This is a genomic window from Streptomyces sp. S4.7 (assembly GCF_010384365.1).
Classification (GTDB): domain Bacteria; phylum Actinomycetota; class Actinomycetes; order Streptomycetales; family Streptomycetaceae; genus Streptomyces.
This window is the reverse complement of sequence record NZ_CP048397.1, coordinates 1,380,805-1,395,593: the sequence shown is the minus strand read 5'-3', so window position 1 is coordinate 1,395,593 and position 14,789 is coordinate 1,380,805. Positions and strand designations below refer to the sequence as shown.

16 protein-coding genes are annotated in these 14,789 nt (G+C 72.5%); 12 read left to right on the top strand and 4 right to left on the bottom strand.

Annotated features, from left to right (window positions below; translation table 11 throughout):
* The first annotated feature begins 5 nt into the window (after nt 1-5).
* The 3 genes from SSPS47_RS06160 to SSPS47_RS06150 are packed head-to-tail and all read left to right on the top strand — an operon-like array spanning nt 6 to nt 2,641.
* Nucleotides 6-776: an NUDIX domain-containing protein gene (locus tag SSPS47_RS06160; RefSeq protein WP_164249348.1), complete on the top strand. Its 771-nt coding sequence runs from the start codon at nt 6-8 to the stop codon at nt 774-776.
* On the top strand, nt 773-1,795 hold the full coding sequence (locus SSPS47_RS06155) for an ADP-ribosylglycohydrolase family protein (protein ID WP_164249346.1): 1,023 nt from the start codon (nt 773-775) through the stop codon (nt 1,793-1,795). Before SSPS47_RS06160 ends, SSPS47_RS06155 begins: the two co-directional genes overlap by 4 nt.
* Before the next feature lie 3 nt (nt 1,796-1,798).
* Nucleotides 1,799-2,641, top strand: coding sequence for a nucleotidyltransferase domain-containing protein (locus SSPS47_RS06150; protein ID WP_239064788.1), 843 nt, complete (start codon nt 1,799-1,801; stop codon nt 2,639-2,641).
* On the opposite strand, the gene SSPS47_RS06145 is transcribed toward SSPS47_RS06150, so the two are convergent.
* Complete coding sequence (locus tag SSPS47_RS06145) at nt 2,573-3,310, bottom strand: nucleotidyltransferase domain-containing protein (RefSeq protein WP_164249344.1); 738 nt, start codon at nt 3,308-3,310, stop codon at nt 2,573-2,575. The two genes, SSPS47_RS06150 and SSPS47_RS06145, sit on opposite strands and share 69 nt — an antisense overlap.
* Nucleotides 3,311-3,452: 142 nt before the next feature.
* On the opposite strand from SSPS47_RS06145, the gene aroH reads away from it, so the two are divergent.
* From aroH to der, 5 genes are all read left to right on the top strand, one after another.
* On the top strand, nt 3,453-3,815 hold the full coding sequence (gene aroH, locus SSPS47_RS06140) for a chorismate mutase (protein WP_164249342.1): 363 nt from the start codon (nt 3,453-3,455) through the stop codon (nt 3,813-3,815).
* The gene (locus tag SSPS47_RS06135; RefSeq protein ID WP_147877466.1) at nt 3,812-4,897 is read left to right on the top strand and encodes a prephenate dehydrogenase; all 1,086 of its coding nucleotides are present in this window, start codon (nt 3,812-3,814) and stop codon (nt 4,895-4,897) included. The genes aroH and SSPS47_RS06135 overlap by 4 nt, the downstream gene beginning before the upstream one ends.
* Nucleotides 4,898-5,113: 216 nt before the next feature.
* Complete coding sequence (gene cmk / locus SSPS47_RS06130) at nt 5,114-5,839, top strand: (d)CMP kinase (RefSeq protein WP_164249340.1); 726 nt, start codon at nt 5,114-5,116, stop codon at nt 5,837-5,839.
* Nucleotides 5,840-5,910: 71 nt separating this feature from the next.
* On the top strand, nt 5,911-6,561 hold the full coding sequence (locus SSPS47_RS06125; protein ID WP_164254406.1) for a lysophospholipid acyltransferase family protein: 651 nt from the start codon (nt 5,911-5,913) through the stop codon (nt 6,559-6,561).
* A gap of 51 nt (nt 6,562-6,612) precedes the next feature.
* Nucleotides 6,613-8,073 carry a ribosome biogenesis GTPase Der gene (der, locus tag SSPS47_RS06120; RefSeq protein WP_147877464.1) on the top strand — a complete coding sequence of 487 codons (1,461 nt, stop codon included), beginning with the start codon at nt 6,613-6,615 and terminating at the stop codon, nt 8,071-8,073.
* Between the two features lie 90 nt (nt 8,074-8,163).
* Here the strand turns inward: der and SSPS47_RS06115 are convergent, their stop codons facing one another.
* A complete protein-coding gene (locus SSPS47_RS06115) occupies nt 8,164-8,493 on the bottom strand; it encodes a hypothetical protein (protein WP_164254405.1) in 330 nt (109 codons plus the stop codon).
* Between the two features lie 281 nt (nt 8,494-8,774).
* Complete coding sequence (locus SSPS47_RS06110) at nt 8,775-9,551, bottom strand: hypothetical protein (RefSeq protein WP_164249339.1); 777 nt, start codon at nt 9,549-9,551, stop codon at nt 8,775-8,777.
* Nucleotides 9,552-9,879: 328 nt separating this feature from the next.
* Here SSPS47_RS06110 and SSPS47_RS06105 point away from each other — a divergent pair, with 328 nt between their 5' ends.
* The 4 genes from SSPS47_RS06105 to SSPS47_RS06090 all read left to right on the top strand — a co-directional run bounded on the left by SSPS47_RS06105 (nt 9,880) and on the right by SSPS47_RS06090 (nt 13,584).
* A complete protein-coding gene (locus tag SSPS47_RS06105; protein WP_164249337.1) occupies nt 9,880-11,163 on the top strand; it encodes a glycosyltransferase family 4 protein in 1,284 nt (427 codons plus the stop codon).
* Nucleotides 11,160-11,963: a hypothetical protein gene (locus tag SSPS47_RS06100; protein WP_164249335.1), complete on the top strand. Its 804-nt coding sequence runs from the start codon at nt 11,160-11,162 to the stop codon at nt 11,961-11,963. The genes SSPS47_RS06105 and SSPS47_RS06100 overlap by 4 nt, the downstream gene beginning before the upstream one ends.
* Before the next feature lie 60 nt (nt 11,964-12,023).
* On the top strand, nt 12,024-12,989 hold the full coding sequence (locus SSPS47_RS06095) for a YafY family protein (RefSeq protein WP_164249333.1): 966 nt from the start codon (nt 12,024-12,026) through the stop codon (nt 12,987-12,989).
* 379 nt (nt 12,990-13,368) lie between these two features.
* Complete coding sequence (locus SSPS47_RS06090) at nt 13,369-13,584, top strand: I78 family peptidase inhibitor (protein WP_078078062.1); 216 nt, start codon at nt 13,369-13,371, stop codon at nt 13,582-13,584.
* A 103-nt stretch (nt 13,585-13,687) separates the two neighbouring features.
* On the opposite strand, the gene SSPS47_RS06085 is transcribed toward SSPS47_RS06090, so the two are convergent.
* Nucleotides 13,688-14,674 carry a phosphatase PAP2 family protein gene (locus SSPS47_RS06085; RefSeq protein ID WP_164249331.1) on the bottom strand — a complete coding sequence of 329 codons (987 nt, stop codon included), beginning with the start codon at nt 14,672-14,674 and terminating at the stop codon, nt 13,688-13,690.
* Nucleotides 14,675-14,789: the final 115 nt, after the last annotated feature.

Below are 14,789 nucleotides of genomic sequence, written 5' to 3'. Positions count from 1 at the left end.
AACAGATGACACCCCAACAGCCGCCCCCGACCCGACCGCCACGCGCGCCCGAGAACTACGACCCCGCCGACTTCGTGCCTTTCGCCGTCACCGTCGACCTCGCCGTCTTCACCGTCCGTGAGAACAGCCTCCACGTCCTGCTCGTCGAACGCGGCGAGGAGCCGTATCTGGGCCACTGGGCGCTGCCCGGCGGCTTCGTACGGCCCCGGGAGTCCGCCGGACAGGCGGCGAGACGGGAACTCGCCGAGGAGACCGGACTGTCGCCCGACACCGTCGCCGGACTGCGGCCCGAGCAGCTGCGCACCTACAGCGACCCGGACCGCGACCCCCGGATGCGGGTCGTCTCCGTCGCGTACACCGCGCTCGTGCCCGACCTCCCCGAACCGCGCGGCGGGGGCGACGCCGCCCAGGCCCGCTGGACCCGGTACGACGACGGCGAACCCGGCCCGCTCGCCTTCGACCACGGCCGGATCCTGGCCGACGGCCGGCGCCGCATCGGGGCCAAGCTCGAATACACCTGCCTCGCCACGGAGTTCTGCCCGCCCCGGTTCACCCTCGGCGAGCTCCAGCAGGTCTACGAGACGGTCTGGGGCGTGGCGCTCGACCGCCCCAACTTCCGCCGCAAGGTGCTGACCTCACCCGGCTTCGTCGAACCGGTGGAAGGCCCGCCGCGCCGCACCGGCGGACGCGGCAAACCGGCCGCCCTCTACCGCGCCGGTACCGCCACCGCACTTCACCCGCCGCTGCTTCGACCGGAAGGACGTTCCACCCCATGACCTCATCGGAGAACGCCGCCAAGAGAGCCGCCACCGGCGCCATGACCGGGCTCGCGCTCGGCGACGCCCTCGGCTTCCCCACCGAGTTCAACGACGTGCCCTCGATCCTCGCCAGGTTCGGTCCCTGGCGCGAGATATCGCTGCTGAAGCCCGCGACCGTCAGCGACGACACCCAGATGACGCTCGCACTCGGCCGCGGTCTGCGCACGGCCATGGACCGCGGCCCGCTCGGACCGCTGCGCCTCTCCCGGCCCGTACGCGAGGAGTTCGTGAACTGGTTCCACGACCCGCAGAACAACCGGGCCCCCGGCAACACCTGCATGACCGCCTGTCAGCTGCTTGACAGCGACCGGCCCTGGCAGCGGGCGAGCCGGATCGGCTCCAAAGGCTGCGGCGCCAACATGCGGGTCGCGCCGATCGGACTCGCCCCCGGTCTCAGCGCCGAACAGCGCTCCGGCGCCGCTCAGTTGCAGTCCGGCCTCACCCACGGCCACCCGACCGCGCTGGCCGCCTCCGACCTCACGGCGCACGCGGTGCACCTGCTGGCGCGGGGGACCGAACCGCTGGGCCTGGTCGGTCTGCTGCGCAGTTACGCGTACGAGAACCGGTCCCGCTATCACCACGCGTGGCTCGGCGACCTGTGGACCCACAGCCAGGACCCGACACCCGAGCACTTCATCGAGCGGGGCTGGGACGACTGCCTGGCCGTGCTCGAACGGCTCGGACAGGCCCTGCGCACACCGTCCCCCGAGACCGACCCGTGCCTGGCCACCGGCGACGGCTGGATCGCCGAAGAGGCGTTCGCCACCGGGCTCCTGTGCTTCCTGCTCTTCCCCGAGGAGCCGGTCACGGCGCTGCGCCGGGCCGCCTGCACCAAGGGCGACTCGGACTCGATCGCCTGCCTGACGGGCGCGTTCGCGGGCGCCCACCTCGGGGCCGGCGCCTGGCCCGGGGAGTGGGCGGACCGGATCGAGTACCGCGAGGAGCTGCTGGAACTCGGAGCACTCTGGGACGCTTGATCCATGCGTATGGATGACGAACACGTGGCGGACGGCACGCCCTTCGGCGACCCGATCGACGAACCCCCGGCGACGCGCGCGCGGCGCCTCCTGCGGGCCGGGCTGCCGACGACCGATCTCGCCCCGGCCCTCGCCGAGGAGACGGATCCGCTGCTGTTCGCCACCGTCTCCGGCGCCCACCTCTACGGCTTCCCCTCCACCGACTCGGACGTCGACCTGCGCGGCGCCCATCTGCTGCCGGTGGCCGAACTCATCGGACTGCACGAACCGGACGAGACCCGGTCGCGGATGTGGGACAACGACGGTGTGGAGATGGACCTCGTCAGCCACGACCTGCGGAAGTTCGTCCGCATGATGATGCGGCGCAACGGCTACGTACTGGAACAGCTCCACTCGCCGCTGATCGTGCACTCGACACAGGCGCACCGGGAACTGCTGGCGCTGGCGCCGGGCGTGCTGACCGGCCACCACGCGCACCACTACCGGGGGTTCGCCGCCACCCAGTGGCGGCTCTTCGAGAAGACCGGCGAACTCAAGCCGCTGCTCTACACCTTCCGCGCGCTGCTCACCGGCATCCATCTGATGCGCAGCGGCGAGGTGCAGGCCCATCTGCCCACCCTGATCGCCGAGGTGAGCGCGCCCGGCTATCTGCCCGAGCTGATCGAGGCCAAGGCCGAGGCGGAACACGGCGCGGCGACCGGCCTCGCCCCGACCCGGCTCCAGAGCGACGTGGACGCGCTCCACGAGGTCCTGGCGGACGCCAGGGACCGGACCCGGCTACCCGACTCGCCGGCCGCTTACGAGGCCCTCCACGACCTCGTCGTCCGCACCCGCCTGCAGCGCTGACGCCCGCCGCGCGCGGATCACGAAGTCCTCGACCCGCGCCCGGTCGGGCTCGGCGGGCAGCGCGGAGCCGGCGAGCGCGGCGTCGGCCTCCTCACCGAGGCGGTTCATCCGCCGCTCCACCTCGGGCCACGGGACCTCACCGCGCCTGACCGCCAGCAGCGGCTCCCGCTCCTCGCCCACGTCGATGACCAGCCGGCCCGTACGCAGCAGGTCGCGGCAGCAGCCGAGCAGCCGCAGCAGGTGCATGGCGTGCTTCCAGCGCGGCCCGCCGTGCTGCCGGATGTCCGCCTCCAGCTTCCTGCGCTGGCCGATCGCGTAGCGGACGAAGGTCTCGTGCGCCTGCCGGGAGAGGAACGCCGCGCGCAGGGCCAGGAGTTCGCGGCCCGTGTCGTCCACGTGCTCGACCATCGGCGAGTGCAGACATTCGAGCACATTGGGGTTGCTGCGCAGCGCGAGCAGACAGAACCGCTCCAGCTCCCAGGAGAACTGCTCCTCGGCCGGCCCGTCGACATGCGTCGGGGGCTTCTCGAAGCGCCAGTACAGCGGCGTCGGAGCCAGGAACACGCCCCGGCGGTCGGTGTCACTGTCCTCGGTCGCCAGCCCGAAGGCGCGGGAGCCCATGACGCACGCGTAGACGGTGTGCTCACGTACCAGGTCCTCGGGTCTCATGCGCACGCAGATTACGGGGAGCCCCGGCCCGGATCCGCCCCGCCCCAGGCCGTCTCGCGCAACGGTCGCCCGGTCCGTACCGTCGATCTTCTGTCTAACCTGGAAGCGGAACACGATCACTGAGCGGGACGAGGAGTACGACGTGCCGGTACGAGCTGTCCGAGGGGCCGTCCAGCTGGAGCGGGACGAGCCGGGACACATGGACGAGCAGGTCGCCCTGCTGCTCTGCGCCATCCTGGAGCGCAACGGCCTCGGGGCGGACGACCTGATCAGCATCTGGTTCACCGCCACCCCCGACCTGCACAGCGACTTCCCGGCCGCCGCCGCGCGCGGCATCGGCATCACCGACGTACCGCTGATATGCGCGCAGGAGCTGGACATAGCGGGCGCCATGCCCCGCGTGGTCCGCATCCTCGCCCACATCGAGTCCGAACGCCCCCGGTCCGAGATCGCGCACGTCTACCTCGGCGCTGCGGCCGCCCTCCGCAAGGACATCGCCCAGTGAGAACCGCGCTCGTCATCGGAACCGGCCTGATCGGCACCTCGGCCGCCCTGACCCTCGCCGGACGCGGTGTCGCCGTCCACCTCGTGGACCACGACCCCGCCAGGGCTCGGACGGCGGCGGCGCTCGGCGCCGGCACCGAGGAGCCCCAGGAGGGCCCCGTCGACCTCGCCATCGTCGCCGTACCGCCCGCCCACACCGCCACGGCCGTCGCTGCCGCGATGCGCGCGGACAGCGCGCGCGGCTACCTGGACGTCGCCAGCGTCAAGGGCGGCCCCCGGCGCGAGCTGGAGGGGCTGGGTCTGGACCTGAGCAAGTACATCGGTACGCATCCGATGGCCGGCAAGGAGAGCTCCGGCCCGCTCGCGGCGACCGCCGACCTCTTCGAGGGCCGCCCCTGGGTGCTGACCCCCACTTCCGCCACCGACACCGAGGTGCTGAACCTCGCCCTCGAACTCGTCGCGCTCTGCCGCGCGGTGCCGGTGGTCATGGACGCCGACGCCCACGACCGGGCCGTCGCCCTCGTCTCCCACACACCCCAGCTGATCTCCTCGATGGTCGCCGCCCGGCTGGAGGAGGCGGACGAGACCGCCGTACGGCTCTGCGGCCAGGGCATCCGCGACGTGACCCGCATCGCGGCCTCCGACCCCCGCATGTGGGTCGAGATCCTCACGGCGAACCCGGGGCCGGTGGCCGACGTCCTCGCGGGCGTGGCCGCCGACCTCGGCGAGACCGTCGAGGCGTTGCGAGCCCTCCAGTCCGCCGACGAGACCGAGCGGCGCGGCGGCACCCGGGGCATCGAGGACGTCCTGCGGCGCGGCAACGCGGGCCGGGTGCGGGTGCCGGGCAAGCACGGCGCGGCCCCGGCGTCGTACGAGACCGTGGCCGTCCTGATCAGCGACCGGCCGGGCGAGCTGGCCCGTATCTTCGCGGACGCCGGGAGCGCCGGGGTCAACGTCGAGGACGTGCGGATCGAGCACGCGACCGGACAGGAGGCGGGTCTGGTGCAGCTGATGGTGGAGCCCTCGTCGGCCCCCGTCCTGAGCGCGGCACTGCGCGATCGAGGCTGGTCGATCCGCTGGTGACGGCGGAAGGGCCGCGTGGTGACGGCGGTGTCCGGGACACGCCCCCGGCGGGTGCACGGGCGGGCTTTCGCGGGGGTGTAAGGCGCGGTCCCAGCACTCGGTAACCTTGTGCGGGGGCGTACTGACGTCTGGGCGTCCGGAAACGACCCCCCGAACGTCCCGAGACTCATCCGCGAACCACCTCGGGTACGACTCCGCGCCCCGTGAACCAGGAAGGTGTCCGCCCCCGTGGAAACCGCTGCAACCGCCGCCAGGACTGCCCCGGCCGCCGTGATCGTCGCCATCGACGGGCCCGCGGGCACCGGCAAGTCGAGCACGTCCCGGTCCGTGGCCACCCAGCTCGGTCTCAGCTACCTGGACACCGGCGCGCAGTACCGGGCGATCACCTGGTGGATGATCAGCAACGGCATCGACATCCAGGACCCCTCGGCCGTCGCCACGGCCGCCGACAAGCCGGTGATCGTCTCCGGCACCGACGCGTCGAACCCGACGATCACCGTCGACGGCGTGGACGCCTCCGGCCCCATCCGCACCCAGGAGGTCACGGCCAGGGTCAGCGCGGTCAGCGCCGTCCCCGAGGTACGGGCCGTCATCACCGAACTCCAGCGCTCCATCGCCGCCGGCGCCGTCAACGGCATCGTCGTCGAGGGCCGCGACATCGGCACGACCGTGCTGCCCGACGCCGACCTGAAGGTCTTCCTCACCGCCTCGCCGGAGGCGCGCGCCGCGCGCCGCAGCGGCGAACTGAAGGGCAAGGAGGCGACGGACCTCGCCGCCACCAGGGAAGCGCTGATCAAGCGGGACGCGATCGACTCCGGCCGCAAGACGTCCCCGCTGGCCAAGGCGGCCGACGCGGTCGAGGTGGACACCACCGACCTCACGCTCCAGCAGGTCATCGAGTGCGTCGTCACCCTCGTCGAGGAGAAGCGGGCGGCCCGGTGAACGGACCCTCCCGGAAGGGCGCACCGTCCCCGAAGGGCGCGGCGGTCGGCCGCGGCATCGGCATCGGACTCATGTACGGCCTGTGGAGGCCGCGGGTGCTCGGCGCCTGGCGGGTCCCCGCGACCGGCCCGGTGATCCTCGCCGTCAACCACTCGCACAACATCGACGGGCCGATGCTCATGGGCACCGCGCCCCGGCCCGTGCACTTCCTGATCAAGAAAGAAGCCTTCATCGGTCCGCTCGACCCGTTCCTGCTGTCCATCGGACAGCTGAAGGTGGACCGTGAGACCACCGACCGCGCCGCCGTCACCGACGCGCTCGGGGTGCTCCAGGGCGGCGGCGTCCTCGGGATCTTCCCCGAGGGCAGCAGGGGCGAGGGGGACTTCGCCTCACTGCGGTCCGGGCTCGCGTACTTCGCCGTACGGACCGGGGCGCCGATCGTCCCGGTGGCGGTGCTGGGGAGCACGGACCGCCGCGGACGGCTGATATCCGCGCTGCCACCGCTGCGCAGCCGTGTCGACATCGTCTTCGGGGACGCGTTCGACGCGCAAGAAGAAGAGGTGCGAAGCTCGCCCGAGGGTGGTGGTGGGCGACGGGCGGGCGGCAGCGGCAGGCGCACGCGGCGGGCGATGGACGACGCCACGCTGCGGATCCAGAAGCGGCTGACCGCCCATCTGGACAACGCCAGGCGCCTCACCGGGCGCCGGGCAGGACTTGAGTAGTGCGACGCGCTGTCGCGGTGCACCGATCACGATGAACGAGGTACGGACTTCATGAACGACCACATTGACTCCGGCGACGAGCACGGAGAGCTTGGCGACGCCGAGTACTCGGAGTTCATGGAGCTCGCCACCCACGAGGGCTTCGACCCCGAGGAGATCGAGGGCGCGATCGACGAGGCCGGTCACGGCCCACTGCCCGTCCTCGCGGTCGTCGGCCGTCCCAATGTCGGCAAGTCGACCCTGGTGAACCGCATCATCGGCCGCCGTGAGGCCGTCGTCCAGGACAAGCCAGGCGTCACGCGCGACCGCGTCACCTACGAGGCCGAATGGGCCGGGCGCCGCTTCAAGGTCGTCGACACCGGTGGCTGGGAGCAGGACGTCCTCGGTCTCGACGCGGCCGTCGCCGCCCAGGCCGAGTACGCGATCGAGGCCGCCGACGCGGTCGTCTTCGTCGTGGACTCCACGGTCGGCGCCACCGACACCGACGAGGCCGTCGTCAAACTGCTGCGCCGCGCGGGCAAGCCCGTCGTGCTGTGCGCCAACAAGGTCGACGGCCAGAGCGGCGAGGCCGACGCGACGGCGCTGTGGTCGCTGGGCCTCGGCGAGCCGCACCCGGTGTCCTCGCTGCACGGCCGCGGTACGGGCGACATGCTCGACGCCGTACTGGAAGCGCTGCCCGAGGCCCCGAAGCAGACCTTCGGCACGGCCATCGGCGGCCCGCGCCGGATCGCGCTCATCGGCCGCCCGAACGTCGGCAAGTCCTCGCTGCTGAACAAGGTCGCGGGCGAGGAGCGCGTCGTCGTCAACGAGATCGCCGGCACCACCCGTGACCCGGTCGACGAGCTGATCGAACTCGGCGGCACGGTCTGGAAGTTCGTGGACACGGCCGGCATCAGGCGCCGCGTCCACCTCCAGGAGGGCGCCGACTACTACGCCTCGCTCCGTACGGCCGCCGCCGTGGAGAAGGCCGAGGTCGCCGTCGTCCTGATCGACACCAGCGAGTCCATCAGCGTCCAGGACCAGCGCATCATCACGATGGCCGTCGACGCGGGCCGGGCCCTCGTCGTCGCGTTCAACAAGTGGGACACCCTCGACGAGGAGCGCCGTTACTACCTGGAACGCGAGATCGAGACCGAGCTCGGGCAGATCGCGTGGGCGCCCCGCGTCAATGTGTCGGCGCGCACCGGACGCCACATGGAGCGTCTGGTCCCGGCGATCGAGACGGCTCTCGAAGGCTGGGAGACACGCGTGCCGACCGGCAGGCTCAACGCCTTCCTCGGTGAGCTCGTCGCCGGGCACCCGCACCCGATCCGCGGCGGCAAGCAGCCGCGCATCCTGTTCGGTACGCAGGCGGGCACCCGGCCGCCCCGGTTCGTCCTCTTCGCGTCCGGCTTCATCGAGGCGGGCTACCGGCGGTTCGTGGAGCGCAGGCTCCGCGAGGAGTTCGGCTTCGAGGGCACGCCGATCCACATCTCGGTGCGGGTGCGGGAGAAGCGCGGTCGCAAGAAGTGACGCGCTGCGGCTGACGGACATGCCGGTGGGCCCGGCGCGGAGTGGATCCGCGCCGGGCCCACCGGCATGTTCCGTACGGTCGACCCGAGGTCACAGGCCCCGGCGGGGCGCCGGCGGCAGGGCCGCCTGCGCGCGGCCCCCCGGATAGTGCGGGCCGCTCTGCCACGTACTGCCGAACGAGGACTGCCGTCCCGAGGACGAACCGTGCATCCCCGTACCGAAGGCGGTGAAGCCCAGATTCTCCTCGCCACTGCGGTCGCCCGGCAGCGTCCTGAACGACCGCAGGTATTCGGAGTACAGCGCGTCGTAGATCGGCGTGGCCGAATATCCGGACGAGTACCCGGCCGGGGGGTCCTGGGCCGGGCGCATGGCGGGGACCTGGGACTGGTACTGCTGGCGTGGACGGTCGTATGAGTGCACGTAGGAGCCAACGACCCCGTCGTCCGTCGGATGCGGCCTGACCCGCGAAAATGCTGGTCGCGACGGGTGCGGGGCCGAGCCGCCGGTGCCATGGGACGGGTCCCCGGAGCGGTCCCGCTCCTCGTCGTGGCGTTCCTCGCCGCGGTGCTGCCCGACGGGCCGGCCGCCGTCGGGGCCCTCGCCGACGCGGTGTTCACCGCTGCGGTGTTCACCGACGCGGTGCGGGCTCCCGTACCGCTCCCCGGCCCGGCGGTCCTCCGCGGCGCCTTGCCCGTCGTCCGTCACGTGCCGGCCAGCGGCATCGCCGCCGCGACCAGACGCCCGTCGGCCGCCGCCTTGTCCAGCGCGTCGCGCAGCAGGTCCTCGCGCGGCTGCTGGCCGATGGAGCCGACCGGGGCGGCGAAGACCAGGACCGTCCGCGACTTGTTGGCGGCGGCCCGCCAGTCGCCGGTGACCTGGAGCGGCTGATGCGCCTGCCACCAGGCGACGGGTGTGCCACCGCCGGTGCCTGGCTGGAGGACCGCGTGCAGCTGGCCCATGGCGAGCAGCACCGACCAGCCGGACAGCGTGGCAGGGACCCGGCTCAGATCGGCGACCGGCCGGAAGCCCTGCTCCGCGAGGAGCGGCAGGAACTCGTCCTGCGAGCCGGGCGAACCGGGCCGGGCGATGGGACCGGTCGGTTCCACGACGAGGGCGGGGTGCAGCTGGTTGTCGATCAGGACCAGGCCGCTGGTGACACCGAGGACGGCCTGCTCGCCGCCGGCGCCCCGCGCCTGGGGGTCCCCGCCGGTGATGCTGCGGACCGCGCCCTGGAGCTGGTCCTCGGCCACCTTGACGACCTGGGAGGGGATACAGGTGGCGTGTGCGAAGGCCAGGACGGCGGTCTCCTCGCCGATGAACAGCACCGTGCTGGTGCGCTCGGTCTCGGAGTCGCCCGGGGTACGGCAGGAGGTGCAGTCGTAGCTGCCCGGGGAGTTGTCGCCGACGAGCAGGCGATCGGCTTCTTCGTCGCCGATCTCGGCGCGTACGTCTTCGCTGACGTCGAGCATGCGCGGCACGGTTGGCTCCTCGAACTCGGTGCGTGGGCCGGGCTGTTCCCGGCTCGTAAAGAGACAACGGGTCAGCCGTCGCAGGGGTCACGCGCGAAGCAGGACGAATCGCACCGCTCCCGGCGCTCGCACATACGGGTGAAGCTTCCGGCCGCTCCGCGGCGGCCCGGCCGGGGTCCCCGCCGCCGTGTGGCGCGGGCGCGGGGCCGCGCCGGGCACCGCCCGAGGACCCCGGCGCGCGTCGCGGGTGCGGCGGGAAGGGCGGGTCGCCCGCCTACAGTCGCCCCCCAGGCCGATCAGGGAAAACCGAGGGAGAACCGGGGAGACACCGCGTCCCATGCACATCTCTTTTCTGCTCCACAACGCGTTCGGGGTCGGCGGAACGATCCGGACCACGTTCAATCTCGCGCGGGCGCTCGCCGAGCGGCACGACGTCGAGATCGTCTCGGTCTTCCGCCACCGCGACGAGCCCACGCTCGGCGCCCCCGAGGGCGTCCTGCTCCGCCATCTCGTCGATCTGCGCCGCGACAGCGGCGGTTACGACGGCGGACACCCCGACATCGACCGCCCCGCCGCGGTCTTCCCGCGCGGCGACGGGCGGCACAAGCAGTACAGCCGCCTCACCGACACCCGTATCGCCGAGCACCTGCGGTCGCTGACGGCCGACGTCGTCGTCGGCACCCGTCCCGGCCTCAACTGCCACATCGCCCGGCAGACCCGGCGCGGCCCCGTCCGGGTGGGCCAGGAACACCTGACCCTGGACAGTCACAGCCACCGGCTGCGCCGCGAGATCGCCCACCGGTACATGCTGCTCGACGCCGTCACCACCGTGACCGAGGCCGACGCGCGCGCCTACCGCTCCCGGCTGCGCCTGCCCGGCGTGCGGATCGACGCGGTCCCCAACAGCGTGCCCGCGCCCGGCGTCGCCCCCGCCGACTCCACCGGCAGATGCGTCGTCGCGGCGGGCAGGCTCACCCCGGTCAAGCGGTACGACCTGCTGATCAGGGCCTTCTCCCAGGTGGTGGCCGCCAGGCCCGACTGGCGGCTGCGGATCTACGGCGCGGGCGACGCGACCGGCGACGAACGGGCCGCGCTGCGCGCCCTGATCGACGAGCGCGAGCTCTACAACCACGTCCATCTGATGGGCACGGCCAACCCGTTGGAGCCCGAGTGGGTCAAGGGCTCGATCGCCGCCGTCACTTCGAGCCTCGAATCCTTCGGGATGACCATCGTCGAGGCGATGCGCTGCGGCGTACCCGTGGTCTCCACGGACTGCCCGCACGGGCCCGGCGAGATCATCGAGGACGGGGTCGACGGCCGGCTGGTGCCGGTCGGGGACGCGGACGCCATCGCCGACGGGCTCCTCGCGCTGATCGAGGACGACGAACTGCGGCGGCGCACCGGGCTGGCGGCCATCGAGTCGTCCGCCCGGTTCGACCCGGCGCGGATCGCCGAACGCCACGAGGAACTGTTCGCCGCCCTGGTCGCCCGCGGCCGCCGGCAGGCGGGGCCGCGCGAGGCGGTCATCGGCACCGTACGGCGCGGGCACGGCCTCCTCGCCGGAGGAACGCGGACCGTGCGCGAACTGGCGGCGGCGGTCCGCAGAGGGAGAACCGGGTGAACGCCCCCACCGCGCACTGCGCCGCCGACGCGGCGGGCACCGTCGTCTTCGAACTCGCCGGAGCCCCCGGTGACCCCGCGGCCGCGTCCGAGCTGGTGCTGCGCCGACGCGGCGGCAGGACGCCCGCGGACGAGGTGCGGCTGCGGCTGACCGGCCGGCGCGCCGTACTCGACCACGCCACCCCGCTCGCCGAGGGCCGCTGGGACATCGTCCATGTCGCCGGGCGCGGCGACCGCGAGGGACAGCCCGTCCGCCCCGGCACCAGGGACGTGCGCACGCTGGTCGACCGGGTGCCGGGCGAGGGCCCCGTCGCCGTCCGGGTCCCGTACCCGACCGCCGACGGCCGCCTCGCGCTGCGCTGCTGGGTCCGCGCACCGCACGCGGAGGCCGGGGTGATCCACCTCGCGGACGGCGCCATGACCGTGCGGGGCGTGCTGTACGGCGCCGAGCCGGGCCACGGCGCGACGGCCGAGGCACGGCTCGGCGTCGGCCCCCGCGAGAGCGGCACGGCGTCCCGTACGCACCGGGTGCCCGTGACCGGCGGCGCGGGCGGCGACTTCACCTTCACCCTGCCGTACGCCACGCTGGCCGAGCGGCCCGTGACGTCGCGGCAGCTGTGGGACCTGTGGCTGCTGCCCCGGCACGGCGCGTCCGCCGTCCGGCTCGCGCGGATCCTCGACGACGTCTGGGACCGCGGCAACGTCTACGTCTACCCGGCGCACCGGGCGGACGGCTGGCTGGCCGCCCCCTGCTACTCGGGCGACAACAACCTCCGCGTACGGCTCGACCCCGCGGACTGAAGGCGTCGAGCGGCCCCTTCGCGGACAGTACCTGTCCTCGACGGCTGTCAGAATCGACGCATGCTGGAGACCTCGGCCCGCCTGCTCCGCCTGCTCTCCCTGTTGCAGGCCCACCGTGAATGGTCCGGCCCGGATCTGGCCGAACGTCTCGGGGTGACGCCGCGCACCGTACGGCGCGACGTCGACCGGCTCCGTGAGCTGGGTTACCCGGTGAACGCGAGCCCCGGCACCGGCGGCGGCTACCAGCTCGGCGCCGGCGCCGAACTGCCGCCGCTCCTGCTCGACGACGAGGAGGCCGTCGCCGTGGCCGTCGGGCTGCGTACGGCGGCGGGCAACGGTGTCGACGGCATCGGCGAGACGTCCGTGCGCGCGCTCGCCAAGCTGGAGCAGGTCCTGCCGAGCCGGCTGCGGCGCCGGATCGGCGCGCTCAACGCCTTCACCGTCCCCATGCTGCGCGGCCCCGGTCCGACGGTGGAGGCGAGCGTCCTCACCGAGCTGGCGAACCTCTGCCGGGACGGCGAGCGGCTGCGCTTCGACTACCTGGACCACGGCGGCTGCGGGAGCCGCCGCACCGTGGAGCCGCACCGGCTGGTGTGCACCGAGCGCCGCTGGTACCTGGTCGCCTGGGACCTGGACCGTGCCGACTGGCGTACGTTCCGCGCCGACCGCATCACTCCCAGGCCCCCGCACGGCCCGCGCTTCCCGCCCCGCGAACCGCCCACGGACGATCTGGCCGCCTATGTCTCCGAGGGCGTCTCCACCCGTGTCTACGCCTCGTCCGCGGTGATCAGGCTCCACGCGTCGGCGGCGGAGGCGGCGCAGCTGGTGTCGCCGTCCGCCGGCGTGCTGGAGCCGGTGGACGAGCACAGCTGTCTGCTGCGCACCGGGGCGGGCGGTCTCGACGTGATGGTGATCCATGTGATGCTCCTCGGTATCGACTTCGAGGTGGTCGAGCCGGTGGAGCTGACCGAGCACATGAGGACGGCGCGGGACCGCCTTTCCCGGGCTCTGGGAGACGTCCCGTAACACCGGAACGGCACCGTCCGCGGCCATCCGGAAGGTGTCGTACCGCCGAGGACCGTGCGGGGAAGAGGTGAATTCCGTACGGCGTGTCAAATACCGGCGGACGGTCGAACGGGGGAATTCCGGACGTGGAAAATAGGGTGATCTTCGAGTCGGCCGAATTGCTTATCGCTTACTTACGGCCGATGTGGGAACAACGGTCCGAAGGCGAGCGGGAGTGGCCGAACAAGTGTCGTGATCCTGTGACACAAGTGTGACCGCTGTCGTACGCAAGTGCGTGGGGGCGGTGACGGGAGAGCCGCCGGAGGCCGCCCTTCCGTCACCGTCCGCCGTCGCCCGCGTGACCGGGCCGCGACGGCCCGAAGCGCCTAGGCTGAGTCGCATGGCATCGATACCGACACCTCCGGCACAGCCCGACGACGCACCCGACTCCTATGTGGGCCTCGCCGCCCCCGAGGCCGAGCGGATCGCGCGTGAGCGCGGCTGGACCACCGTCAGGGCGCTGCCGCCGGGCGCCATCATCACCCTGGAGTACCTCCAGGGGCGGCTGAACTTCGAGGTCGAGAACGACACCGTCATTCGCTGCTGGCTGGGTTGATCCAGCCGGACGGGCGATATCCGCGCGTTCAGGCGTACTTGTCAGGACAGGGGAGGGCCCCGGCGCACCGGCGCCGGGGCCCTTCGCGGTCGTGCCCCGCCGGTCAGCCGCCCGTCATGGGCCTGGAGCGCGGCGGGCGGCGGCTGCCCGCCGGGGTCATCGGGGTCCGCTCGGAGCGCGTTGTGGCGTGTGGCCGGGGCTGGGTGAGCTGCGCGGTGGTGTTCCGGCCGGCCGTGCCGCGTCCCGAGTGGGCCGTGGAGACCTTCGAGCGGCCGGCGTCCTCGTCCTCCTGTGCCGGGAGCTGAGGGACTATCACGGGCCAGGGGCCGTCGGCCCGAACCGGCTCGGAGACCGTCCGGCGGCTCGCGCGCCACCGCTCACGCAGGGCGAAGACCGCCGTCTCGGTACGGCCGATGGTCGGCTCGAACCACGGCAGGGCGAGCAGGATCAGCAGACCGGCGACCCAGCCGAGCAGGACGTCGCTCAGCCAGTGCGTGCCCAGATACACGGTCGTCGCGCCGACGCCGAGGGCGACCACGGACGAGCCGATCGACAGATAGCGCCTGGCCCGCGGCGTGGTCGCCAGATAGGCCAGGATGCCCCACGTCACCACGGCGTTCGCGGTGTGGCCGGAGGGGAATATGTCGCCGCCCGCGAAGAGTTCGGCCGATCCGATCTGCGTCGCGTAGTGCGGGCCGAGCCGGCCGAGGCCGAGCTTCACCGCCCCCACGGTCACGTTGAGCAGCAGCAGCGAGGCTCCGAGAACCAGCAGTGGACGCAGTGTGTGCTGGCGCCAGGACCGCCAGCCCAGCCAGGCGGCGATCATCACGGCCGTGGGGCCGCGCTGGCCGAGGACCACGAAGTAGTCGAGGAACGCGTGCAGTTGCTGCCACTGCTGGTACGGCCGGAACAGCATGATCTTCCAGTCGAGTGTCACCAGCCAGGACGAGGCGAGAACGGCGACCACGATGGCGAGATAGAACGCCAAAGTCCCGCCGAAGAGGGTCGCGCGGGTACGGCTCATCCGCGGGATCTCTATCTTCGGCGGCTCCGGCTCCCGGTCCAGTCGGGCGAAGATGTCGGTACGCACCCAATCGACGTTACAGCGAGTGAACGGCCGACTCGGTCGTTCCAGTCTCTTTGTGATGACGATGTGATGTGGAGTGTGTCTCGGATCGCTGTTTATCCGAGGCCGTTCCGCAATT